The sequence below is a fragment of the Pseudomonas sp. PvP100 genome, assembly GCF_017833055.1.
Classification (GTDB): domain Bacteria; phylum Pseudomonadota; class Gammaproteobacteria; order Pseudomonadales; family Pseudomonadaceae; genus Aquipseudomonas; species Aquipseudomonas syringae.
Window position 1 is genome coordinate 1,303,632 of the sequence record NZ_JAFIBO010000001.1, and the last position, 23,422, is coordinate 1,327,053.

Annotated in this window: 20 protein-coding genes; 9 read left to right on the plus strand and 11 right to left on the minus strand. The window is 60.3% G+C overall.

Annotated features, from left to right (window positions below):
- Positions 1–81: 81 nt before the first annotated feature.
- Positions 82–513, plus strand: a complete 432-nt coding sequence (locus tag JOE39_RS05765) for a hypothetical protein (protein WP_004403878.1) — start codon at positions 82–84, stop codon at positions 511–513.
- On the plus strand, positions 513–1,250 hold the full coding sequence (locus JOE39_RS05770) for a DUF72 domain-containing protein (protein WP_180274086.1): 738 nt from the start codon (positions 513–515) through the stop codon (positions 1,248–1,250). The genes JOE39_RS05765 and JOE39_RS05770 overlap by 1 nt, the downstream gene beginning before the upstream one ends.
- A 22-nt stretch (positions 1,251–1,272) precedes the next feature.
- Here the strand turns inward: JOE39_RS05770 and JOE39_RS05775 are convergent, their stop codons facing one another.
- The 4 genes from JOE39_RS05775 to mqo all read right to left on the minus strand — a co-directional run bounded on the left by JOE39_RS05775 (position 1,273) and on the right by mqo (position 7,069).
- Positions 1,273–1,650 (minus strand): response regulator, encoded by a 378-nt coding sequence (locus tag JOE39_RS05775; RefSeq protein WP_024664211.1) that lies wholly within the window; start codon positions 1,648–1,650, stop codon positions 1,273–1,275.
- A complete protein-coding gene (locus JOE39_RS05780; RefSeq protein WP_210078653.1) occupies positions 1,647–4,631 on the minus strand; it encodes an ATP-binding protein in 2,985 nt (994 codons plus the stop codon). The genes JOE39_RS05775 and JOE39_RS05780 overlap by 4 nt, the downstream gene beginning before the upstream one ends.
- 401 nt (positions 4,632–5,032) lie before the next feature.
- Positions 5,033–5,269, minus strand: a complete 237-nt coding sequence (locus JOE39_RS05785) for a hypothetical protein (protein ID WP_003318404.1) — start codon at positions 5,267–5,269, stop codon at positions 5,033–5,035.
- 156 nt (positions 5,270–5,425) lie between these two features.
- Positions 5,426–7,069, minus strand: a complete 1,644-nt coding sequence (gene mqo, locus JOE39_RS05790; RefSeq protein ID WP_003420890.1) for a malate dehydrogenase (quinone) — start codon at positions 7,067–7,069, stop codon at positions 5,426–5,428.
- Positions 7,070–7,958: 889 nt separating this feature from the next.
- Here mqo and JOE39_RS05795 point away from each other — a divergent pair.
- From JOE39_RS05795 to JOE39_RS05810, 4 genes are read left to right on the plus strand one after another with little or no spacing between them, the layout of a single operon-like run.
- Positions 7,959–8,639, plus strand: a complete 681-nt coding sequence (locus tag JOE39_RS05795) for a (2Fe-2S)-binding protein (protein WP_057407038.1) — start codon at positions 7,959–7,961, stop codon at positions 8,637–8,639.
- Entirely contained in the window at positions 8,639–9,622 is a 984-nt protein-coding gene (locus JOE39_RS05800) for a xanthine dehydrogenase family protein subunit M (RefSeq protein ID WP_016568032.1), read from the plus strand. Before JOE39_RS05795 ends, JOE39_RS05800 begins: the two co-directional genes overlap by 1 nt.
- Before the next feature lie 9 nt (positions 9,623–9,631).
- Entirely contained in the window at positions 9,632–11,848 is a 2,217-nt protein-coding gene (locus JOE39_RS05805) for a xanthine dehydrogenase family protein molybdopterin-binding subunit (RefSeq protein ID WP_210077716.1), read from the plus strand.
- Between the two features lie 2 nt (positions 11,849–11,850).
- Positions 11,851–12,819, plus strand: a complete 969-nt coding sequence (locus JOE39_RS05810; protein ID WP_057407040.1) for an XdhC family protein — start codon at positions 11,851–11,853, stop codon at positions 12,817–12,819.
- Here JOE39_RS05810 and JOE39_RS05815 read toward each other — a convergent pair.
- Positions 12,800–13,423, minus strand: a complete 624-nt coding sequence (locus tag JOE39_RS05815) for a nucleotidyltransferase family protein (RefSeq protein ID WP_004403863.1) — start codon at positions 13,421–13,423, stop codon at positions 12,800–12,802. The two genes, JOE39_RS05810 and JOE39_RS05815, sit on opposite strands and share 20 nt — an antisense overlap.
- Before the next feature lie 140 nt (positions 13,424–13,563).
- On the opposite strand from JOE39_RS05815, the gene JOE39_RS05820 reads away from it, so the two are divergent.
- Positions 13,564–14,148: a flavin reductase family protein gene (locus tag JOE39_RS05820; RefSeq protein ID WP_210077714.1), complete on the plus strand. Its 585-nt coding sequence runs from the start codon at positions 13,564–13,566 to the stop codon at positions 14,146–14,148.
- A gap of 601 nt (positions 14,149–14,749) precedes the next feature.
- Here the strand turns inward: JOE39_RS05820 and JOE39_RS05825 are convergent.
- Positions 14,750–16,141: an aldehyde dehydrogenase family protein gene (locus tag JOE39_RS05825; RefSeq protein WP_210077713.1), complete on the minus strand. Its 1,392-nt coding sequence runs from the start codon at positions 16,139–16,141 to the stop codon at positions 14,750–14,752.
- Positions 16,142–16,242: 101 nt separating this feature from the next.
- Between JOE39_RS05825 and JOE39_RS05830 the strand changes: the two genes are divergently transcribed.
- Positions 16,243–17,118: a LysR family transcriptional regulator gene (locus JOE39_RS05830; protein WP_003410140.1), complete on the plus strand. Its 876-nt coding sequence runs from the start codon at positions 16,243–16,245 to the stop codon at positions 17,116–17,118.
- Here the strand turns inward: JOE39_RS05830 and JOE39_RS05835 are convergent.
- Positions 17,115–18,209, minus strand: a complete 1,095-nt coding sequence (locus tag JOE39_RS05835; protein WP_032661511.1) for a tartrate dehydrogenase — start codon at positions 18,207–18,209, stop codon at positions 17,115–17,117. The two genes, JOE39_RS05830 and JOE39_RS05835, sit on opposite strands and share 4 nt — an antisense overlap.
- 124 nt (positions 18,210–18,333) lie before the next feature.
- Here JOE39_RS05835 and JOE39_RS05840 point away from each other — a divergent pair, with 124 nt between their 5' ends.
- A complete protein-coding gene (locus JOE39_RS05840; RefSeq protein WP_032661514.1) occupies positions 18,334–19,248 on the plus strand; it encodes a LysR substrate-binding domain-containing protein in 915 nt (304 codons plus the stop codon).
- A gap of 16 nt (positions 19,249–19,264) precedes the next feature.
- On the opposite strand, the gene JOE39_RS05845 is transcribed toward JOE39_RS05840, so the two are convergent.
- The 4 genes from JOE39_RS05845 to JOE39_RS05860 are packed head-to-tail and all read right to left on the minus strand — an operon-like array spanning position 19,265 to position 23,204.
- Positions 19,265–20,419, minus strand: a complete 1,155-nt coding sequence (locus JOE39_RS05845) for an ABC transporter ATP-binding protein (protein ID WP_032661516.1) — start codon at positions 20,417–20,419, stop codon at positions 19,265–19,267.
- On the minus strand, positions 20,416–21,231 hold the full coding sequence (locus JOE39_RS05850; RefSeq protein ID WP_003410149.1) for an ABC transporter permease: 816 nt from the start codon (positions 21,229–21,231) through the stop codon (positions 20,416–20,418). Before JOE39_RS05850 ends, JOE39_RS05845 begins: the two co-directional genes overlap by 4 nt.
- A gap of 6 nt (positions 21,232–21,237) precedes the next feature.
- Positions 21,238–22,194, minus strand: a complete 957-nt coding sequence (locus JOE39_RS05855; protein ID WP_017278225.1) for an ABC transporter permease — start codon at positions 22,192–22,194, stop codon at positions 21,238–21,240.
- On the minus strand, positions 22,179–23,204 hold the full coding sequence (locus JOE39_RS05860; protein ID WP_003317999.1) for an ABC transporter substrate-binding protein: 1,026 nt from the start codon (positions 23,202–23,204) through the stop codon (positions 22,179–22,181). Before JOE39_RS05860 ends, JOE39_RS05855 begins: the two co-directional genes overlap by 16 nt.
- Between the last annotated feature and the right edge of the window lie 218 nt (positions 23,205–23,422).

A 23,422-nucleotide genomic window follows, 5' to 3' on the forward strand; every position in this document is an offset into this window, starting at 1 on the left:
TGAGTAAGGGTCGGTTGTACCACAAGAGGCGCGCTTGAACGGTGTGTCCGGTGGCAACGTCAGCGAGGTGTAACAGACGTCATGAAACGAACCATTGATGCTGCAGAGCTGAATATCTGTTTCAGCGAGGACCTCGAAAAGGCCTTATTCAAGTGGTTTGTCGCCAGCTTTCTGATGGGCAAGCGCATTCAGGCCGACATTGCCTGCGAGGCCTATCGCGTTATCGTCGAGAAGCATCAGCGTGACACCCCGCGCAAGCTTGCTCACTGCACTCACCGAGAGCTGGTCGCCATGCTCGGGCAGGCTCATTACGTGCGCTACGACGAGTCAACGGCGTATCGATTGTCTGCGCTGTGCGCCAAGCTCAATGACGATTATGCGGGCAAGATAGGTCGAATCCGCGAGGTGAGTGAGGACCAGGCGCACTTCGAGAAGCGACTCTGCGAGTTTGCCGGTGTCGGTCCCAAGACCGTTGAAATCTTCATGCGTGAGGCCGGCAAGGCGCTGTATTGATGATGCCGGGACTTTATATCGGCTGTGCAGGCTGGAGCCTGGCGCGTGAGCACTGGCCCGACTTCCCTGACGAAGGCAGCCACTTGCAGCGCTATGCCTCGCGCTTCAACGCGGTCGAGATCAACAGCTCGTTCTATCGTCCACACCGTGCCGAGACCTACGCACGCTGGGCGCAGTCGGTGCCCGCCGGGTTTCGCTTCTCGGTTAAGATGCCGAAACTCATTACCCACGAACTCCGTCTGCGCGAGTGCGAGGCCGTTCTGGCTACGTTCCTTTCTCAATGCACTGCGCTGGGTGACAAGCTGGGCTGTCTGCTGGTCCAGCTCCCGCCCTCTCTGGACTATGCACCACAGATAGCTGACGGGTTTTTCAAAGCATTACGCAATCAGTACGCCGGGAGGGTGGTATTGGAGCCGCGCCATCAATCCTGGCGGCAGGCTCAGGCGCTGCTGATCGAGCATCGCATTGCGCAGGTAGCCGCCGATCCGTCAGTGATCAGCGATGGGCACCTGCCCGGTGGGTGGCAGGGTGCTCACTACTGGCGCCTGCACGGTGCACCGAAAATTTATCACAGCGCCTATACCGTCGAGCATCTGGAAGGCTTGGCCGGGCGAGCGTCGGCGTCTGTAGCGCAGGGAATCGAGACTTGGTGCATCTTTGACAACACGGCCAGCGGAGCCGCTGTCGGTGACGCGCTCGCGCTGCAGGCACTGGTTAAGTGCAATAGGGCTGAGTAACGGGCAAGAGCGGCTGCGGTGTTCAGACCTGAAGCAGCTCATTCAATGCTTCGCTCAGTTGCTCGGCACTGAACGGTTTGGCAACGCAACGTCGGTCGAGCCACGTGTCGGGGATCCCCAGCCGCCCATACCCGGAACAAAACATGAAGGGTATGCCGCGATCGGCAATGGCGGCGGCTATCGGGAACGAGTTACCGCCGATAATGTTGATATCCAGGATGGCCAGGTCGTACTCGCCGTTACGTGCATATTCAATGCCTTCGTTCAGCGTGCTGGCGTGGTAAGCGGTCGCGAAACCCAGATCCTCAAGCAGCATTTCCATCAACATGGCGAGCATGGTCTCGTCTTCCACCAACAGCACTTTGGGGAGCGAGGTCTGATCGTCCGATTCTGAACTCATAAGTGGCTTTCCGGTTTGTCTGGCCAGGGAATCAGCATTGACCAGATGATCCCTGTACGGGCGAACTGAATGTCGGCCTGGCCTTTGAGTTCTCGCTCTATGCTGCGGCGTATCAAGCGCAAGCCAAAGCCTTTCACAGTGGTTGCGACGACCGGCGGGCCGCCTGTTTCCTTCCATTCGATTTTCAGCGTGGGCGGGGAGGGGGCGGCAGTCAGCGTCGAGGTCACTGCCACCTGACCTGCTGCTGAAGAAAGCGCACCGTGTTGCACTGCATTGGCCATCAACTCATGGAGCACCATGGAAAGCGTCAGTGAAAAGCGCGGCTCCAGGGTCACCGGGTCGCCTTCGAAACTGATCCTGTGTACCCCCGAGTCAACCTCCTGCAGTTGCTCTATCAGGTCGACCAGTTCGGTGGAAATCCATTCTGCACGCGCCAGTGCATCGTGCGCCTGGCTCAGGGCGAACAGGCGCGCACCGAAGCTCTTGTGAAAGGATTCCAGTGACGCAGAGCTGTTTACAGTAAGAGAGGCTATGGCCTGGACAGTTGCCAGGGTGTTTTTTACTCGATGGTTCAGTTCATTCAGCAACCCGGCGCGGGTCAGACGATCTTCCAGTTGCTGGCGTTCCAGTTTGCTGGAAATGGACTGCGCCAGCCGGTGAGTCGTACCGCTCTGCTTTAAAAATGTCGTTTCGCCAACGGTATCCAGCCCCTGATGCATGGGCAGGGTGAAAGAAAATACGCTTCCCGAATCCAGTGAGCTGTCAGCCCACAGACGCCCGCCGTGAGCCGTGACAATGCCCTGGCATATATACAGTCCCAGGCCGTTGCCGCGTGGGTTGCCTTCCTTGACGGACCAGTAGCGCTGGAAAATGAAAGGCAGGTGTTCGACCGGGATGCCGATCCCGTCATCACTCACCCTGAACAGCACCTCGTGCTGATGGGCGACCGCATCGATGTTGATTCTGCCACCTTTCGGGGTGAACTTGATGGCGTTACCGACCAGGTTGGAAAGTACCTGGAAAATTCGTTCCGGGTCCGCATCGACCACCAGGCCTTGCGCTGCGGTGCAGTTGAGCTCGATGTTCTTTTCGGTGGTCAGCATCACCAGCAGGCTGCAGGCTTCTTCCAGCAGACTGGTGACGCTCAGCGGGATGCGCGACAGCTGATAGCGGCCGGCTTCGATCTGCGCGGTATCGAGCAGGTCTTCCAGCAAGCTGTTCATGCGCGTCGTGGCTTTCTCGATGGTGCCCAGCGCACGGCGGATATTGCGATTTTCGAAGTGCGTGTCGCCCAACGCCCAGCGTTGCATCATGCCGCACTGCATAATGATGATCGACATTGGGTTGCGCAGGTCATGGGAGACCACGGCGACCAGTTCATCACGCAAACGAACCGCCTCCTGCTCGCGCTGCACCTGACGCTCCAGATCGCTTTCCAGAGCAGAGCGACGTATGTCTTCAGCGCCATAGAGATCTGCGCGCGACCACGGCCTGGCAATGCCGGTAACCTCTTGCTCCCAGACATCGAAAGACTGCCTTGGATGCAGACGATGACTCGCGGAACTCTCCGGACGGGTGCTGACGTGATGGGTCGGGTCGCCGCTCCAGTTCATCGTGGAGGTGAGTTGGGCACGAAACCACATGACAGCGTTATCAATCGGCTTGGGTAGCGTGAACGCGATGACGCCGCTGGCGACGTCTCTGTAAACGGCGCTGGCGGCAAGCTCCCTCTGCATGGAGTTGGTGTGGAAAACCCCCAGACCCTGCAAGCCCGTCGCCCGCTGTCTGGTGCGTTGATGCGCCAGGCCGGTGTCGCGTATCCAGGTGTACAGTTCACGCACTTGTTCGATTGCAGGGCAGGTGCCGAACAGATGAACCTGATCGTCAATCAGCACAGCCGCACCGTCTGCCAGGGTCAGCGACATGAGAAGCTCGGGCCGGCTGACCAGTCCGTCGAGCACTTCATGATTGGCGCGACTCATGGCGTCTGCCAGTTGTCCGAGCAGGGCAACTTTCGCTTCCCGCTCGCGCTGCACGTCGGTCGCCACAATGGCGGAAATTTTCACCGACAGTAACTGACCGATCATCGCGCAGGCATCGCGCAGCTCTCTGGACACCCGCAACGGTTCGGGGTGACCGCAGGCAACCAGGCCCCAGAGCTCGCCGCCATCGAGCAACGAGATGCTCATCGAAGAGCGCACGCCCATGTTCTTCAGGTATTCACAATGCACCGGGGACACGCTGCGCAACGTCGAGAAACCCAGGTCGAGCGGTTGCCCTGTTGCCGGACGCAAGGTCGGTATCAGGGGCACGTGAACGTAGGTGGCGTCCGGAATCACACGAATCCAGTTCAGCCGATACAGTTCCCGCGCCTGGGCGGGAATGTCCGAACCGGGGAAGTTCAGGCCGCTATAGCTGGGCAATGGCCCGGTCAGCGCCTGGGCGACGACTTTGCCATGGCCCTCGGGCTCGAACCGGTAAATCATGACCCGGTCGTAGCCGGTAAGCGCCTGAATCTCGTGCACACTGATATCGAACAGCGTTTCCAGCGTTGTGGCGGCCTGCAGGTTGCGCAATACCCGGGCAAGGATTCTGGATTGCCCGTGATCGGTTTCTACGAAGTCCTCCAGTTCGATAATCAGGACATCGTCGATACGCTGCAGCGAGGCGCTGTAGTGGGCGGTTCCGAGCGTCAGTTTTATCGGGTCCAGGTTCGGGGCAGCGGGGTGGCTGTACGCATGGTCGATGAGGGCCGAATGTTCAGGCGACAGCAGCCATGACAGAGGCTTGCCCAGCAACTCGTCAGCGGTCATCCCGAGTGCTGTTGCGCAGTTGGCGCTGACCTGTTCAATGCAAAGGGGAGCGCCCGCAACGCTGAGCAAGACGCCGTGCGGCTGAATCGCGCCAGGAACACGAATCGGCTCTCGGGCACATTCGGCTAGCGCAGCCTCAAGCGCTGCGTCAGGCTTTGCATCCAGCATGTCCTTGATCAATTGCGTGAACTCCACAGGGTGTTTCAGCCGGGAACAGCCAGCCACTGCTTGGTACGACGTGCAGTCGTTCGACGCTAAACGCGATTCAGATGGATTTTTGTCGGCCGCAGCGGGAATTTGGGCGGCCAGCGGCCCGGATGGACAGCGCAAGAAAATGCGAGGTTGCCGCGAAAGTGCGGCGTGGAGACCTGGATGACGCGCTCTGCTGATACAAGCCAGAGATAGAAGGAAGTGGGTCACCATAACAGGTGCCCGTTGGACGCGTAGCTTTAACTGACTATGTCGGGGAGATGCCTGCAAGTTGGCAGGTGTGGGCCTTTGAGGCCCTGCCTGCCATTTTTTAGCGAATTATCGGCAAGTGCTGGGTTGCTACAGGCCCGCTTGGGCAATCAGCCCTGGCCGTTCAACTTGCGCTCGAGCTCACGATTCTTTGCGCGAAGCGTTTCGGCATCCTGCTCTTTTTCCTTGATGGACGTCGGGGTGATGACCTTGTCCACGCCTTCGGTTTCGGGATTTTCCTGCGCAATGTCCTTGCGCACCACATCGACCGGCTTGCCGGACTGGTCTGTGGTTGGCGCGGACTGTTCAGGCGTTTGGCTGGAAGGCTTGTCAGTATGCTTGCTCATTGCAGTTCCTCTCTGTGTGTCGTCCTGGTTGGAGGAACGAACGACGCGAAGAGTTCGACATGTTTTCATGTCGGCAGGGTTTGCCTGCGCAACGGCGGGCAAAAAAAAGCCCCGCCAGACAAAATCTGGCGGGGCTTTGCTCAAGCTGTGAAAGCCTTAGAGCGCCATGTCACTGGCTGGATTGCTTTTCGCTGGCTGAGCAGCAGGTGCAGCAGTTGGAGCATTACCTGTCTTGTTCACCGGCGGTGGTGGAGTCAGTTGCAGGACTTCGGCGGTGTACGCCCATTCCTCGGCAACACGGTCCGGATTGTTGTTCAGCTTGGTGCCGTAGCTAGGCACGATCTGGTGCAGTTTTGCCTGCCATTCCGGAGTCGCTACCTTGTCCTTGAAGACTTTCTCAAGCACGCCCAGCATGATCGGCGCTGCAGTCGAGGCACCTGGCGAAGCACCCAGCAGGCCGGCAATGCTGCCGTCCTTGGAAGCAACGATTTCGGTACCCAGCTTCAGAACGCCGCCTTTCTCTTCGTCACGCTTGATGATCTGTACGCGCTGACCGGCTTGCATCAGGCGCCAGTCTTCTTTCTTGGCGTTCGGGAAGTACTCTTTCAGAGCCGCGAAGCGATCGTCGTCAGACATCATCACCTGACCGGCGAGGTATTCGATCAGCGGGTACTGTTCGATACCGACGCGAGTCATCGGCCACACGTTATGCGTGGTGGTGCTGGTCAGCAGGTCGAAGTAAGAACCGTTTTTCAGGAACTTGGTCGAGAAGGTCGCGAATGGGCCAAACAGGATCACGCGCTTGCCGTCCAGAACACGGGTGTCCAGGTGCGGAACCGACATGGGTGGCGCGCCAGTCGACGCGATACCGTAGGCCTTGCCCATGTGCTGCATGGCCAGGGTCTGGTTGTCAGTGACAAGCCACGAACCGCCGACCGGGAAGCCGCCGTATTCCTTGGCTTCAGGAATACCGGATTCCTGCAGCAGATGCAGAGCTGCACCGCCGGCACCGATGAACAGGAACTTGGTGTCGGTTTCGGTAACGGTGCCGTCTTTCAGGTTCTTGTACTTGACGCGCCAGGTGCCGTCGTCGTTGTGGTTGATGTCTTCGACTTCGCTCGACAACTGCAGATTGAAATTCTGCTTGGCTTTCAGATTGGAGACGAACTGGCGGGTGATCTCGCCGAAGTTGACGTCGGTGCCGATCGGGCTCCAGGTCACGGCCAGCTTCTGCGCCGGGTCACGACCTTCCATCATCAACGGGACCCACTTCTTGATCTGCTCGTGGTCTTCGGAGTACTGCATGCCGCTGAACAGCGGGCTGGCTTGCAATGCTGCGTAACGCTTGCGCAGGAACTGGATGTTGTTGTCGCCCCACACAAAGCTCATGTGCGGTGTGGAGTTGATGAACGAACGCGGGTCCTTCAGAACGCCGGTCTTGACCTGCCAGGACCAGAACTGACGGGAGATCTGGAACGCTTCGTTGATCTCGATGGCCTTGGAGATGTCGACGTTGCCGTTCTTGTCTTCGGGGGTGTAGTTCAGTTCGGCGAGCGCCGAGTGACCGGTACCGGCGTTGTTCCAGCCGTTGGAGCTTTCTTCGGCGACGCCGTCGAGACGCTCGACCATTTCCATCGACCAGCTTGGCTCCAGCTCGTTGAGCCAGACAGCGAGGGTTGCACTCATGATGCCGCCGCCGACGAGCAGTACGTCGACTTTCTTGGTTTCAGCCGCCTGCACGGGCATCAGGCCCATGGAAATGGCCAGACCCAGGAGGGCCGTGTTCACTTTCTTAAACATTCTGTCATCCATCTGATAAACGCCATCCGCCGACTACTCCTGGGGAAACGGCCTGTCACATGCATCGAGCCTGCGACAAACACTCGCACCCACGGGGACTAGAGGTGGACATACAAGGCCAATATAATACCGCTCGAGACCTCAATTTATGTCCTGCTGCGCTGACTTCTTATCATCATTGGATTCAGCGTCATGAGTGACATTTGCTCTGTTGGTGTGCTGCGATGCCCGAGGGCCTTGCCCTCTGAGCCACTTGCGAAGACACACCTGGTCAGCCTGTTCACGGAGTCTGAGACGCCGCGTCGGAGCATGGAGGCACGCTTGACGCGCAATTTTATGTACGCGTACTGCGACACACCCTCGGTGGCATACCGGCAAAGACGCGGTATTTTCGCATAATGTGCACCCCGGTTGCGAGGTGCCATCATCAAATTGGCCACGAATGCCTTGATTTAGACACTTCACAGCCTTCCACTGCCTATCTGTATCGGCATTTTCGCCCGGGTCTTTAGCCGTCAGACGGATATGGCCTTCGCTCGATCTGAACGTCTCCCCGAACAGCGCGCTCATCCGGCTCTCGTGCATTCATGAGCCAGGCTCATAACGGCGTGCTGCTTTGCCTGGCTAATCAGCGCTCCCACCTCCTGTTAGGGTCCGTATATGGCTGCCATGCCCGTGGTCGCAATGTTCGGATACAGACGTCCGTCAAACAGTTGGAACTTTAGAAGCGCAGACCAGTTAAACACTTGTAACGGGTGATAGCGTTTTGGCTTTGATTACCCTTGGAAATAAAGGCAGCGCGTCAGTGGGCAGGAGTACGCCCGGGCCGTTGACCACACCATAACGCCCGTCGCTTTACAGCAGTGACGGCTATTACCGAGTGATCCTGATGACCGAACCCAAGAAGCACAAGGAAACTGCTGTCGACAGCAGCGCCGTGCAGCCCTCGCGCCGAAACTTTCTGAAGTTTGGTGCCTCCGGCATTGCTGCGGCCACGCTGTCTACCTGGATCCCGTCCGACGGCCTGCTGCAGGCGGCGCCTCTGGCACCTGCGGCCCCCGTGGTCGAAGACAGTGACGCGCCCGCAGCGGGTGAGCAACGCATCCAGTTGAAGGTCAACGGCCAGGTTCATACCCTGAACGTGCCAGCCAATGCCGTTCTGCTCGACGTGCTGCGTGACCGTCTGCAACTGACGGGCACCAAGAAGGGCTGCGACCACGGCCAGTGCGGCGCTTGCACGCTGCTGGTCAACGGCCTGGCAATCAACTCCTGTCTGTCGATCGCCGTTCAGCATCAGGGCGACAGCATTACCACCATCGAAGGGCTGGCCGAGAACGGCAAGCTGCACCCGGTACAGGAAGCGTTCTGGGAACACGACGCTTACCAATGCGGTTATTGCACCTCCGGACAGATCATGAGCGCAGTTGCGATTCTCAAAGACCCGAACATTGCGTCCGACGACGCCAGCGTCAGAGAGGCCATGAGCGGCAATATCTGCCGTTGCGGTGCCTACAAGAACATTCTGTCTGCCGTGCAATCTGTGCGCTCGAAAATGGGAGGTGCTGCCTGATGCGAACTTTCGACTACGCTCGCGCCGCTTCGCCCGCGCAGGCTTTCAGCACAGCGTCCGGTGAAGGGCAACGCTTTTATCTGGCCGGTGGCACCACACTGCTGGACCTGGTCAAGCTCGACGTGATGCAACCGCAGCAACTGGTGGACATCAACCATCTGGCGTTGAAGCAGGTCGAGTCGCTGCCTGATGGCCGCTTGCGCATCGGAGCGCTGGTCAGCAACACCGACCTGGCCAGCCACCCGCTGGTGCAGCAGCGCTACCCGGTGTTGTCCGAAGCGATTCTTGCCGGTGCTTCGACCCAATTGCGCAACAAGGCGACCACCGCCGGCAATCTTATGCAGCGTGTGCGCTGTCCGTATTTTCGCGATGGTATTTCAGCCTGTAACAAGCGCCAACCGGGCTCCGGTTGTGCAGCCATTGGCGGGATGAACCGTAGTGTGCACGCAGTGCTGGGCACCAGCGAGCATTGCATTGCCACGCATCCGTCAGACATGTGTGTCGGCATGGCGGCGATCGGCGGGCAGGTTACCGTTCAGGGCGCCAATGGCTCGCGGGATATCCCGTTCGCTGACTTTCATTTGCTGCCTGGTGATACGCCAGAGCGCGAACATGCGCTGGCGCCACACGAGCTCATCACCCATGTGACCCTCGACGCGCCGCTGTCAGGCAGCCGCTCGTCTTACCTAAAGCTGCGCGACCGTACTTCTTACCAGTTCGCCCTGGCGTCCAGTGCCGTGATTCTGGTGATGGACGGCAAACGTATTACCGATGCGCGCATTGCACTGGGCGGTGTGGGCACCAAGCCGTGGCGTGCGCTGGACGCCGAGCGTGCGCTGATCGGTCAGCGTGCCGATCTGGACACCTTTGCGCAGGTCGCAGCGCTGGCGATGAAGGGCTCGCGGGCCTATGAACACAACGCCTTCAAGATCCCGCTGGGTCAGCAGGTCATTGTCCGCAATCTTCGTGACCTCACGGCCTAGGAATTTCTCATGAGCGAAAACATCATTGGTGTGCCGCAGCGTCGTATCGACGGCGGCAAGAAAGTCAGTGGTCAGGCGCGCTACGCCGCGGACCATCCGATGGGCAAGATGCTTTACGCCTATGGCGTCTACAGCACCATCGCCAACGGGCGCGTGGTGGCCGTAAAGGATCAGCAGGCCAAGGCGATGCCTGGCGTGGTCGATATCTTTCACCACGACAACTTCCCCTCGCTGCACCGTACTCCTAATACCAAACTGAGCTTTGCCAAGATGCTCTCGGCCAGCAAGGCGGACGAGCATCGCCTGCCGTTCGAGGATGACCGCGTCTATTATCCTGGCCAGTTCGTGGCCCTTGTGGTGGCTGAGAGCTTCGAGCAGGCGAGGGCCGCGGCCTATCGCGTGACGGTTGAGTATGACCAGCGTCCGGCGGTCAAGGACCTTGCCGAAGGCATGCGCGTCAATGGCGCCCGCGATGGCGGTGCAGGGCACAATCGCGGCAATCCGGACAGCGCTTTCGCGGGCGCAAAAGTGAAAGTCGATCAGACTTACACCACGCCGGTAGAAGTTCATAACCCGATGGAAATGCACGCCAGCACCGCCTGGTGGCAGGACGGCAAGCTGTTTGTCTATGAAAGCACTCAGGGCGTGGTCAATCACCGCAACCTGCTGGCCAACGTTTTTGACCTTTCCCCCGACCAGGTGGAAGTGCGTGCGCCCTTCATAGGCTCGGGCTTTGGCGGCAAGCTGTGGCCGTGGCCGCATTCGGTCGCGGCGTGCGCCGCTGCCAAAGTCACCGGGCGCCCGGTGCAACTGGTGTTGCCGCGTGCGCAGATGTTCACCACCGTGGGCCACCGTCCGGAAACTCGCCAGCGCCTGCGTCTGGCCACCGATGCGAGCGGCAAGCTGGTGTCGATTCGTCACGAGTCGTTCAACAACACCTCGATGCTCGATGACTACACCGAAAACTGCGGCGGCGTGACCAAAAGCCTGTATGCCTGCGATAACGTGCTGGTCAGCCACAAGATCAGCCCCATCAATCGCGGTACGCCGACCTCCATGCGCGCGCCGGGCGCGGCCCCGGGCCTGTTTGCACTGGAGTCGGCCATTGATGAAATGGCCCTGGCCAGTGGCATGGACCCTCTGGCATTCCGCAAGCTGAACCTCTCTGACAAGGATCAGAGCGCAGGTCTGCCGTGGTCCAGTAACCACCTGCCCGAAGCCATCGACAAGGCCGCCGAACGGTTTGGCTGGCACGCGCGCAAGGCCGACGTCGGTTCGATGCGCGAAGGCGATGAAATTATTGGTTACGGCATGGGTGCCTGCAATTGGGAAGCCTATCAAGTGCCTACCGATGCGCGGGTCATTCTGCGTTCCGACGGCACGGCTCTGGCTCAGTGCGGCTTGCAGGACATCGGCACCGGCACCTACACCATCGTCGCGCAGACTGTCAGTCAGTTGACCGGTATCCCCATGGAGCGCGTTGAAGTGGAACTGGGCAGTTCATCGTTCCCGGCAGGCCCGGTGTCTGGCGGCTCATGGGTGACCGCCAGCGTGATGCCGGCAATTGCCGGCGCCACCCGCGAAGCGTTGCAGAAGCTGCGCCAGTACGCCGTCAGCAAGGATGCAGTGTTCGCCGGGCAGGACGCCGAAGCGATCAAGGTCGAGAACGGTCAACTGGTCATGGGTGAGCAACGGGCGAGCTTCGTCGATGTACTGAACGGCCAGCGTTTATCGCGTGCCGAGGGCACTTTTCAAAGCGGCATGCCCGAGGCGGGCAAGTACTCATTCCGCTCGTTCGGTGTGCATTTTGTCGAGGTGCGCTGGGACCCGGGTATTTCCAGCCTGCGCGTCTCGCGGGTGGTCAGCGCCATTGACGTGGGCAAAGTGGTCAACCCGCTGGCGGCACGCAATCAGGTGGAAGGCGCGATTGTGATGGGCATCGGCATGGCCTTGTTCGAGGCCGGTGAATACGATCCGCGCAGCGGCATGCCAGTCAATAACAACTACGCCGAGTACGTGGTACCGGTGCATGCGGATCAACCGGACATCGACGTCTTGCTGCTTGATTATCCGGACTACAACCTGGGTGAATTCGGCGCACGAGGCATCGGCGAGATCGGTGTGACCGGGCTGGCCGCAGCAGTGGCCAATGCGGTGTATCACGCGACGGGCAAACGGGTGCGCAGCCTGCCGATCAGCAAGGAAAAACTGATGGCAGGATTGTAACGATGAAACAGCTTGATTTGCAGGTTGTACAACAGGCACGGGACTGGCTGGCCAGCGGCAAGGCCGTCTGGCTGTGCACGGTTCTTTCCACATTCGGCTCGGCCCCGCGCGGGCCGGGTGCGATGCTGGTGGCGCTGGGCAGCGGCGAGCATCGCGGCTCTCTGTCGGGTGGTTGCGTGGAAGAGGACTTTCTCGAGCGCGTCGTCGCGGGGCAGTTCGAGCCGGTCAATCAGGTGGTTCGCTACGGCGACGGCGGTTTTGCGCCAACGCGGGCCTTGCCGTGCGGCGGTGTGCTGGATGTGCTGATCGAGTTCATCGCGCCAGGGCCTGAAGCCGATGCACATCTGACGGCCATCGAGCAGGCGCTCGCCGGACGCGAGTTGGTCAGCAGGCAGGTGCAACTGGGCGGCGTGCAGAGATCGATTGGGCCTGCGACGATGGGCGAGTCGCGTGTGCAGGTCGATGGCGGAAGCATCAGTATCCGCATGGGCGCGGTGTATCGCGTGCTGCTCGCCGGTCTGTCGCCGGTGGCAGAGTTCTGCGCCAGTTTTGCCGTTGCCATGGGTTATGAGGTGATCGTCTGTGACCCTCGTGTCGAGGTCACATCGGGGTTTTCAATGCCGGGTGTCGAGGTGCGCGGCGTGCTGCCTGCGGTGTTTATTGCCGAGGGCGGCTGCCACAGTTCGACGGCCGTACTGGCGCTGACGCACGATCCGAAGCTTGATGATCTGAGCATGCTCGAGGCGGTACGTACCGAGGCCTTCTACATCGGCGCGATGGGCTCGATGCGCACCAGCAGCAAACGTCTGGAGCGTCTGGGGCGGATTGGCGGGCTTGACGCTCAGGTCCTGGACCGGATCCACGCGCCCATCGGCCTGAACCTGGGCAGCAAGACACCTTCCGAGATCGCCATTGCGGTGATGGCTGACATCCTGCGGGTGGCCAACGGTGTCAGTCGTGCCGAAGTGTAAGGTGTTGCCGGCAGGCTTGTGCCAGCGCTGACGGGGTGTCGGCATCGCGCAGGATGCCAGGATCATCGCAATGCAGTAGGTCACACGCCTCGGGGTTGTTGATGATCAGGGCCTTCGCGCCCTGGTCGCCTTCCAGCTTGAGCAGCGCTGGCCAGAACCGGCGGCCGATGATCACCGGATGGCCGCGTTGGCCCTCGTGCATGGGCAGGACAATGCGCTGGGGATCGGCCATTCTGGCCAGGTCATGCAGTGTCTGCGGCTGTATCCAGGGCATGTCAGCAAGAACAATGGCAACCGCATCGGCAGAGGAGTCCATCACTGCCGCAACCGCGCTTGCCAGGCTGTGGCCCATCCCCAGTTCGGCGTTTTCGCTGCGGATGATCGTGACGTTCGAGGCAATCCCCAGCGCATCCGCCTGGTCATCAGGGCGTAATACCACCGCCGTTTTGCCGAATGCATTTTGCGCGTTTTCCAGGCTTGCCGTGAGCAGTGTTCGACCGCTCGGCAGAAGCGCCTGTCGTTTGTCACCAGCAAAGCGCCTGCTGCGGCCCGCTGCAAGGACCAGGGCGAACACTTCGGGGATCTGGCTGTCTATGCTGCTCAATCCGAAACCTTATGAGTGGGTGAAAGGAGAGGGCGCGCGCGGTTTACCCGTCGCACCCTGCAGTTCTGCTGATGCACGCACAATGCCTTATTTCGCTGCCTTGCCGGTAGCGGCACGAATCATGTTTTCGAGGGTTTCAAGTGGACAATCATATTCGTCCTGTCGAGCTGGAAAAAGCCTACCGTTTGCTCAACCACGGGCCGACCGTGCTGGTCTCATCCAGCCACGAGGGCACGCATAATGTCATGGCTGCGGCCTGGGCCTGTGCGCTGGACTTCTCGCCCCCCAAGGTGACGCTGGTCATCGACAAGATGACCAAGACCCGCGAGCTGGTGGAGAAGAGTGGCTACTTTGCCCTGCAGGTGCCCAATCTGGATCAATTGCAGATGACTTTCGACGTCGGCACCCAGAGCAAGGTCTTCACCCCGGACAAGCTGGACAAGGCCAATGTGGATCTGTTCCGCATCGACGGTCACGACTCGCCGCTGGTCGCAGGCTGCTCGGCGTGGCTGATCTGCAAGGTCATTCCCGAGCCGCACAATCAGCAGGCTTACGACCTGTTCATTGGCGAAGTGGTGGGCGCATGGGCTGATACCCGTGTGTTCAAAGACGGGCACTGGGAATTTGAAAAAGCCGATCCGAAATGGCGCAGCCTGCATTACGTCGCGGGTGGGCATTTCTATACGATTGGTGAGCCTGCGGTGGTAGAAACAGGCGACGCGTAATCGCGATGTCTGGCCCTGACGATCTGCGCCTGCCGTAACGGCCTCTTCGTGAGCAAGCTCACTCCCACACAAGCACACTCATCGCTCTCAAAGATGACCCCGTGGGAGCTTGCTCGCGAAGGCGGACTGATTGATCAGCAAATTACTCAGCAGCTGCATCAGTCTCTTCGTGAGCAAGCTCACTCCCACACAAGCACACTCATCGCTCCCACAGATGGCTCCCGTGGGAGCGAGCTTGCTCGCGAAGGGGGATTGATTGATCAGCAAATTACTCAGCGGCTGCATCAGTCTCTTCGTGAGCAAGCTCACTCCCACACAAGCACACTCATCGCTCTCAAAGATGACCCCGTGGGAGCTTGCTCGCGAAGGCGGACTGATTGATCAGCAAATTACTCAGCAGTTGCATCAGTCTCTTCGTGAGCAAGCTCACTCCCACATAAGCACACTCATCGCTCCCACAGATGGCTCCCGTGGGAGCGAGCTTGCTCGCGAAGGGGGACTGACTGATCAGCAAATACTCAGCGGCTACACCTGCTCCTTGGTGAGCAACGCGGATCGCCATACCAGCCAGTCCCGCAAGGGCTTTGTATCTTCTGCACTCTCACTGACGATCCCGCCATACGGTCTGCGCATTGCAGAACTCGCGTACACCGAAGTGCGACAGCTCACGACCAAAGCCGCTTTTCTTCACGCCGCCGAAGCTCACGCGCGGGTCTGAAGCGCTGTAGCCGTTGATGAACACACCGCCGGTTTCCAGTTCCTCGGTCATGCGCTCGGCCTGTTTCAGGTCGCGGGTATAAATCGTCGCGGTCAGGCCGAAGTCGCTGTCATTGGCCAGCTCCAGGGCGTGCTGTGCGTCACGCGCGGTGATGATCGACGCTACAGGGCCGAAAAGCTCTTGCCGGAACGAAGTCATCTTATCGGTGACGTCACCGAGCACGGTAGGCTGATAATAATTGCCCTGGCCTTCGGCCTTTTTGCCGCCCAGCAACAGCGTGGCGCCTTCGGCGAGCGTGTCCTGCACCTGGGCATCCAGCTCGTCGCGCAGATCGAAGCGCGCCATGGGGCCAATGTAGGTTTCGCCGGAAAGAGGATCGCCCGTTACCAGTTGACGCGTTTGCTCGACGAACCTACGGGTGAACTCCTCGACCACGCCTTGCTCGATGATCAGACGCTTGGCCGCTGCACAGACCTGCCCGGTGTTCTGGAAGCGGCCAATCACCGCCGCCTTCACAGCCTGATCCAGGTCCGCGTCATTGAGCACGATGAACGGGTCAGAACCGCCGAGTTCCAGCACGCACTTCTTCAGTGCCGCACCGGCCTGGGCGCCGATGGCCTGGCCAGCACGCACGCTGCCGGTCAGGGTGACCGCTGCGATGCGCGGGTCGGCAATGGCGCTTGAAACGCCTTCCGGGGTCACGTTGATGACTTCGAACACACCCTCCGGGAAGCCGGCACGCTTGAACGCGTCGAGCATCAGGTAAGCGCAGCCCATTACGTTGGGCGCGTGCTTGAGCACGTACGTATTACCGGCCAGCAGGGTCGGAATCGCACCGCGCAGCACTTGCCAGATCGGGAAATTCCACGGCATTACCGCGAGAATCGGGCCCAGCGGACGGTATTCGATCCGCGCCTTGTCATGCTCGACCTGAGTCGCTTCGGCCACCAGCATCGCCGGGCCTTGCGCCGCGTACCAGTCGCACAGCTGCGCGCATTTCTCGACCTCGCCTTTGGCCTGGGCGACGGGCTTGCCCATTTCCTGGCTGATCATGCGTGCGATGTTGTCGACGTCATCACGCAGGGCCTGACCCATGGCGACGATCAATTGCGCACGTTGCTGAACCGGCGTGCGCTTCCAGCCGGCAAAACCGGCAGCCGCCCGCGACAGGCTTTGATCCAGCGCGGCGGCGGATTCAAAGGCATAGTGGCCGATCTGCTCGCCGGTGGCAGGGTTGATCGAGATTGCATGGGTGTTGCTGGTGACAGTAGTCATTTCGCCATCCTGTTGAGGTGGAAGTGCGACCAGAATATAGGTGTGCAATGCTTTCTAAAACTGAATAATAATGAGCGTAATGTTCATGTTTGGAGAATGATATGGATCTGGTTCAGTTGGAGATCTTCAAAGCGGTGGCTGAACACGGCAGCATCAGCGCCGCCGCGCAGCACATCCACCGGGTGCCCTCGAACCTGACCACGCGCATCAAGCAACTGGAGCAGGATCTGGGCGTTGACCTGTTCATTCGCGAGAAGCACCGCTTGCGCCTGTCTCCCGCAGGCTGGAATTTTCTCGACTACACGCGACGCATCCTGGATCTGGTGCAGGAAGCGCGCTCCGCCGTTTCCGGGGAGGAGCCACAGGGGCCTTTTGCACTGGGGTCGCTGGAAAGCACGGCTGCGGTCAGGATTCCTGCGCTGCTGGCCGCCTACAATCAGCAGAACGCCAAGGTCGAGCTGGACCTTTCGACCGGCCCGTCCGGAACCATGATCGACGGCGTGCTGGCCGGTCGACTGGTCGCTGCGTTCGTCGACGGGCCGGTGCAGCATCCATCGCTTGACGGCGTGCCGGTCTTCGAAGAGGAAATGGTCATCATCGCGCCGCTCAATCATGCACCGGTCAAGCGCGGGCGTGATGTCAGCGGAGAGAGTATCTATGCGTTTCGTGCCAACTGCTCGTACCGCCATCACTTTGAACGCTGGTTCACCGATGACGCGGCAGTGCCGGGCAAGATCCACGAAATGGAGTCCTACCACGGCATGCTCGCCTGCGTCAGCGCCGGTGCCGGGCTGGCGCTGATGCCGCGCAGCATGCTGGAAAGTATGCCCGGCTGCGCCACGGTCAGTATCTGGCCGCTGTCCGAGAAGTTTCGCTATCTGCACACCTGGCTGATCTGGCGCCGGGGTACGGTGTCACGCAGCCTGACCCGCTTCGTCGAGTTGCTGGAACAGCGCAGCGAGCCAGAAAATGTTTAACGGGCTGCAGAAACCCGCTCGGCAATCGCCGCACCGACTTGCTGAGTCGAAAGCGTGCCGCCCAGATCCGGCGTGACGTCGCCGTTGGCGATCACTTGCTCGATGGCGGTGATGATTTCGTCATGGGCCGCGGTGAAGCGTTGGTCGCCCTGGCCGAGGAATTCGAGCATGAGCGCACCCGACCAGATCATCGCGATCGGGTTGGCGATGTTCTGGCCGAAGATGTCCGGGGCCGAGCCGTGAACCGGTTCGAACAGCGACGGGAAGTGACGCTCGGGGTTGAGGTTGGCTGACGGCGCAATGCCGATGGTGCCCGCGCAGGCCGGGCCGAGGTCGCTGAGGATGTCGCCGAACAGGTTGGACGCCACCACCACGTCGAAGCGCTCGGGTTGCAGCACAAAACGGGCGCAGAGAATGTCGATGTGTTGCTTGTCCCAGCTGATGCCGGGGTACTGGCTGGCCATCGCTTCGGTGCGTTTGTCCCAGTACGGCATGCTGATGGCCATGCCATTGGATTTGGTCGCCGAAGTAACGTGCTTGCGCTCGCGTTTGCTGGCCATCTCGAAAGCGAATTTGAGAATGCGGTCGACGCCGCGACGGGTGAATACCGATTCCTGCAACACGAATTCGTTGTCGGTGTTTTCGAACATGATCCCGCCCAGCGACGAGTATTCACCTTCGGTGTTTTCCCGGACCACGACAAAGTCGATGTCGCCCGGTTTGCGATTGGCCAGCGGGCAGGGCACGCCGGGAAACAGCCGCACCGGACGGATATTCGCGTACTGGTCGAATTCGCGGCGGAACTTGAGCAGCGAGCCCCACAGCGAGATGTGATCCGGGACCTTTTCCGGCCAGCCGACGGCGCCGAAGAAGATCGAGTCAAAGCCTTTGAGCTGTTCGAACCAGTCGTCCGGCATCATCTTGCCGTGCTTCAGGTAGTAATCGCAGCTGGCCCACTCGAAGTATTCGAACTCCAGTTCCAGCCCGTGCCGTGCGGCAGCGGCCTGCACCACGCGTACCCCTTCAGGTAGCACTTCCAGGCCGATGCCGTCACCGGCGATGGCAGCAATACGCAGTTTTTTGTTGTTCATGGCGGCGTTCTCTCTGAATCGATCCATTGCGGATGTGCAATCAATGAGTTGCACAGGCCATCCATGCTATAAGCGCACGATATAAAGATAATCAGCTGATTAATGCACTGAGAAAACACGAATCGTGAATAAATACCCCAGCCTTGATGATTTGAATGTGTTCGTTCATGTGGCCCGGCGCTCGAGCTTCGTCGGGGCTGCGGATGAGCTGGGCATGTCCGCTGCTTATGTCAGCAAGCGTATTCGTTTGCTGGAGCAGGGCATGGGTGTGGTGTTGCTGCACCGCTCGACCCGGCAGGTGTCGATTACCGAGGATGGCGAGCGCGTCTACGAGTGGGCCAGGGGTATGCTCGACTCAGTGCAGCAGATGGGCGAAGAGGTGGCGGCATTGCATGGCGAGCCGAGTGGCTTGTTGCGGGTCGTCAGCAGTCAGGGCTTCGGCCGGCGTTTCGTCGCGCAGGCGTTGTCGGAACTGGCCGCGCGTTATCCGAAGCTGGATATCCGTCTGGACATTCAGGACCGGCTGGTCGATCTGATCGAGGAGGGCGTCGATCTGGATATCCGTGTCGGCAACGAAATCGCCCCGCACCTGCGCGCCAGGCATCTGGCCAGCAACTGGAGGGTTCTGTGCGCGAGCCCCGGCTACCTCAACCTTCACGGCACACCGCTCAATCTTGGCGAACTTGCCAATCACGATTGCTTAGTGATCAAGGAGCGCGACCGGCCATTCGGCATCTGGCACCTCAACGGGCCGCAAGGTGCCGAAACCGTCAAGGTGACCGGCAGCCTGTCTACCAACCACGGCGAAATCGCCCGTCAGTGGTGCCTGGACGGGCGCGGGGTGTTGCTGCGTTCGCTGTGGGATGTGCGCACTGACCTGGCCGAGGGCCGGCTGGTTCAGGTGTTGCCGGATTACCGCCAGGATGCAGACATCTGGGCGGTGCACACCTCGCCGCTGATGAGTTCGGCCAAGGTGCGCGTCACGGTGGAGTTTCTGCGCGACTACCTTGCCCTGCATCCTTCGCCCGTCAACCACTGAGGCACGCCACGCAGCGTCAGTGCGTGCCGGCCGCCTTGTTCAGGTCGCTGTCGGTCCACTCGGTGTAGATGCACGCGTCTGCGGCTGCCCAACGCACGCGCACCGGGTCGCCCGTCTGGAGTGACATGCCGTTCGCGGAAAGCGCCTTGACGGTCATGGCAGTGCCTCCGGCAGTGACCACCGAGCACGTCTGGCTCTCGCCGAGGAAAAGCACTTCAGTGACCGTGGCGTTCACCTCGTTCCAGCCTGCTTCGAGCGGCATGGCGGCTGCCTGGGACACGCTCAGCGCCTGGGCTTTCTCCGGGCGCACCATCAGCAGCACGTCCTGATCAGTCTTCAGCCCTGCGGTCAGGCGAATCGCCAGTGTGCTGCCTTCGAACGTCGCCACGGCATTGCCCTGGGCCTTGAGCCTGAGGAAGTTCGAGTTGCCGAGAAACGAGGCGACGAAGGCATTCGGCGGATCCTGGTACAGGTCATAGCCCGAGCCCAGACCGACGATCTTGCCATGGCTGAAAATGGCGATGCGCTGTGACAGGCGCATGGCTTCTTCCTGATCATGGGTCACGTAAACAATGGTGATGCCCAGCCGGCGATGCAACTGACGCAGTTCGTCCTGCAGGTCTTCGCGCAGTTTCTTGTCCAGTGCGCCCAAAGGCTCGTCCATCAGCAGGATGCGCGGCTCGTAAACCAGCGCCCGGGCGATGGCGACCCGCTGCTGCTGGCCGCCAGACAGTTGCGAAGGGCGACGATGAGCGAAGGCTTCGAGCTGAACCAGCTTGAGCATCGCATCGACTTTCTTCTCGCGCTCGGCCGCAGGCAACTTGCGGATTGCCAGCGGAAAGGCAATGTTGTCGCGTACCGACAGGTGCGGGAACAGCGAGTAGCGCTGGAACACCATGCCGATGTCACGCTTGTGCGGCGGCACATTCACCAGCGATTTGCCGCCCACCAGAATCTCGCCCGAGCTGGGCGTTTCGAAGCCGGCGAGCATCGACAGCGTGGTGCTTTTTCCCGAGCCGCTGGAGCCCAGGAAGGTCAGGAATTCACCGTCCCGGATGTCCAGAGAAATGTCGTCGACAGCGGCGAAATTTCCGTAGTGCTTGTTCAGATTACACAGGCTGACCAGTGTGTTCTGGTGCTGATGGGCGGGGTCTTTGATCACGGCACTCATGAAGTACTCCTGGCTTCGTTGCGGCGACGCAGGGTCGCGGCGATGAACATGATCAGCACCGACAGGGCGATCAGCAGCGTTGAGGCGACGGCGATGACCGGCGTCAGGTCCTGACGCAGGGTGGTCCACATTTTCACGGGAAGGGTTTGCAGGGTCGGGCTGGCCATCATCACGCTCAACACCACCTCGTCCCACGACACCAGGAACGCGAACAGCGCACCGGCCATCATGCCCGGCCGGATGCCTGGAAAGGTCACCTTGTAGATGGCCTGCAAGCGTGAAGCGCCGCAGATGACCGCGGCATCCTCGATGGACTGGTCGAACAGCTTCAGCGAATTGATGATCGAGATGATGGTGAACGGCAAGGCAACGATCACATGGCTGACGACGAAGGAAAACAGCGTGCCGGTGTAACCGAGCTTGAGAAACAGCGCGTAGACCGCGACAGCAATGATCACCAGCGGCACGATCATCGGCAGTGTGAAGACGCCGTACAGAAGGTCACGCCCCGGAAACCGGCCACGCACCAGCGCGAACGCAGTGGGCAGGCCCAACGCCACCGAGGCGAGAGTGGTCAGGATCGCGACCTTGAAGCTGGACATGGCCGCGGCCATCCAGTCCGGATTGGAAAAAAACTGCTGATACCATTTCAGCGTCCAGCCGGGCGGCGGAAACACCAGCCACTGCGATGAACCGAACGACAGCAGGACGATGAACAGGATCGGCAGCAACAGGAACAGCGCGATCAGGGCGGTGGTCAGGTACAGGCCCGTACGCAAGCCGGGGCTCATGGCATTGGGTGTCAGGAGCATGGCGGTTTACCTCGCGTTGCTGGCGCCGACCGGTGATTCCGGCTGGAGCTTCAGATAGAAGTAGAACAGCACCAGCGTGATCAGCACCAGCAACGCAGCGGCGGCACTGGCCAGCCCCCAGTTGAGGAACGATTGCACCTGCTGGACGATGAATTCGGGCAGCATCATGTTCTGCGCGCCGCCGAGCAGCGCCGGGGTGACGTAGTAACCGAGCGACATGACAAATACCATCAGGCCTCCGGAAAACAGCCCCGGACGGCACAGTGGCAGAAACACTCTGAAAAAATTGCTCCACGGGCTGGCCCCGCAGATCGAACCCGCCTGCAGCACCATCGGATCGATGGCCTGCATGGTCGCCTGCAACGGCAGGACGATGAACGGAATCATGATGTAGCTCATGCCGATCACCACACCGGTCAGGTTGTGCACCATTTCCAGTGGTTGATCGATGATGCCCATGGCCATCAAGGCCTTGTTGACGACCCCGGAGGCCTGCAACAGAACCAGCCACGAATAGGTGCGGGCCAGCAGGCTGGTCCACATCGACAACAGCACGATATTCAGAATCCAGCGTCCCCAGCCGCGCGGCACCAGGGTGATCACCCAGGCAAGCGGGAAGCCCAGCAGCAGGCTGAACAGCGTCACCAGGCCCGCTACGGAAAAGGTATTGAGCAGCACCCGCGAATAGGCCGAGTTGGCAAACAGTTGCTCATAGTTGCCAAGGCCCGGCACCGGTTCAAGCACGCCCCGCAGCAGCAGGGCGATCAGCGGGGCGAAGAAGAACAGCCCGAGGAAGATCAGCGCCGGAAGCAGATTGCGGCTGCCGCGCCAGCGCTGCGCGAGGGAAGGGGATGGCAGCATGCCCGGCGCCTTCTGGCTGGCCGCGCCAGCGGTGCTGGAAGCCCCCCCGGCCGGCATGGATTGACGAGGAGCAACCGCTGTCATTTTTACTTGACCAGCCATTCGTTCCACCGTGTCGCGATATCAGCGCCATTCTTGGCCCAGTATGCGAAGTCGAGAGTGATTTGATCGGCAACGTGCGCGGTCGGCAGGTTAGGTGCCAGCGTAGAGTCCAGGCGCGCAACGCTCTGGGTATTGACCGGGGCATAGGCACTGAGGTTGGAGAAGTCCGCCTGGCCTTTGGCGCTGGTCGCATTGGCGATGAATTTCATCGCGGCGTCCTTGTTTTTTGCGCCCTTGGGAACGACCAGAAAATCCGCCATGACCAGGTTCTGCTTCCAGCTCACCCCCACCGGGGCGCCATCCTGTTGCAGGGCGTAGACCCGACCGTTCCACATCTGCCCCATCGACACTTCACCGGAGGCCAGCAGTTGCTGGGACTGCGCACCGCCGCCCCACCAGACGATATCCTTCTTGATGGTGTCGAGTTTTTTGAAGGCGCGGTCGAGGTCCAGCGGGTAAAGCTTGTCGGGGGCTACACCATCGGCCAGCAGGGCCAGTTCCAGCACGCCGGGGCTTGGCCACTTGTACAGCGCGCGCTTGCCAGGGTAGGTCTTGGTGTCGAACATCGCGGCCCAGTCACCAGGCGCCTTGCCGCCGACTTTGCTTTCGTTGTAGCCGAGCACGAAGGAGAAGAAGAACGAACCGGCGCCGTGGTCAGTCACGAAGCGTTTGTCGATCTCGTCGCGTTTGATGGTGGTGAAGTCCAGAGGCTCCAGCAGGCCCTCGCTGGCGGCGCGCAGGGCGAAGTCGGCTTCGACATCGACAACGTCCCACTGCACGTTGCCGCTTTCGACCATGGCCTTGAGTTTGCCGTAGTCAGTAGGACCGTCCTGCACGACGGTGATGCCACTGGCCTTGCTGAATGGAGCCGCCCAGGCCTCCTTCTGGAAGTCCTGCGTGGAGCCGCCCCAGCTCACGAAGTTGACGCTCTCGGCGGCAATAGCGGCGACACTCGAGAAAGCCAGCACGCCTGCGGCCAGGACTGCTGTTGCACGTTTGTTCAACACCATTTTTACGCCCTCATTTGTTGTGTTTTGAGCGGGCTTTTCTTGCCCGCGTAATCGGGAGCAGTAGGTCCAATGGGCCTTGAAACCTTGTACGGGTCAGGTGCTGTTATTAGTGCTGTCCCTTGCCGGGCGCGTCTGACCAGATCTTGTATTTATGGAATGTCATATTATGGTATTCCAAACTTTCTGCAAGCGTTTTGCCCTGTCACAACGTCTTCATG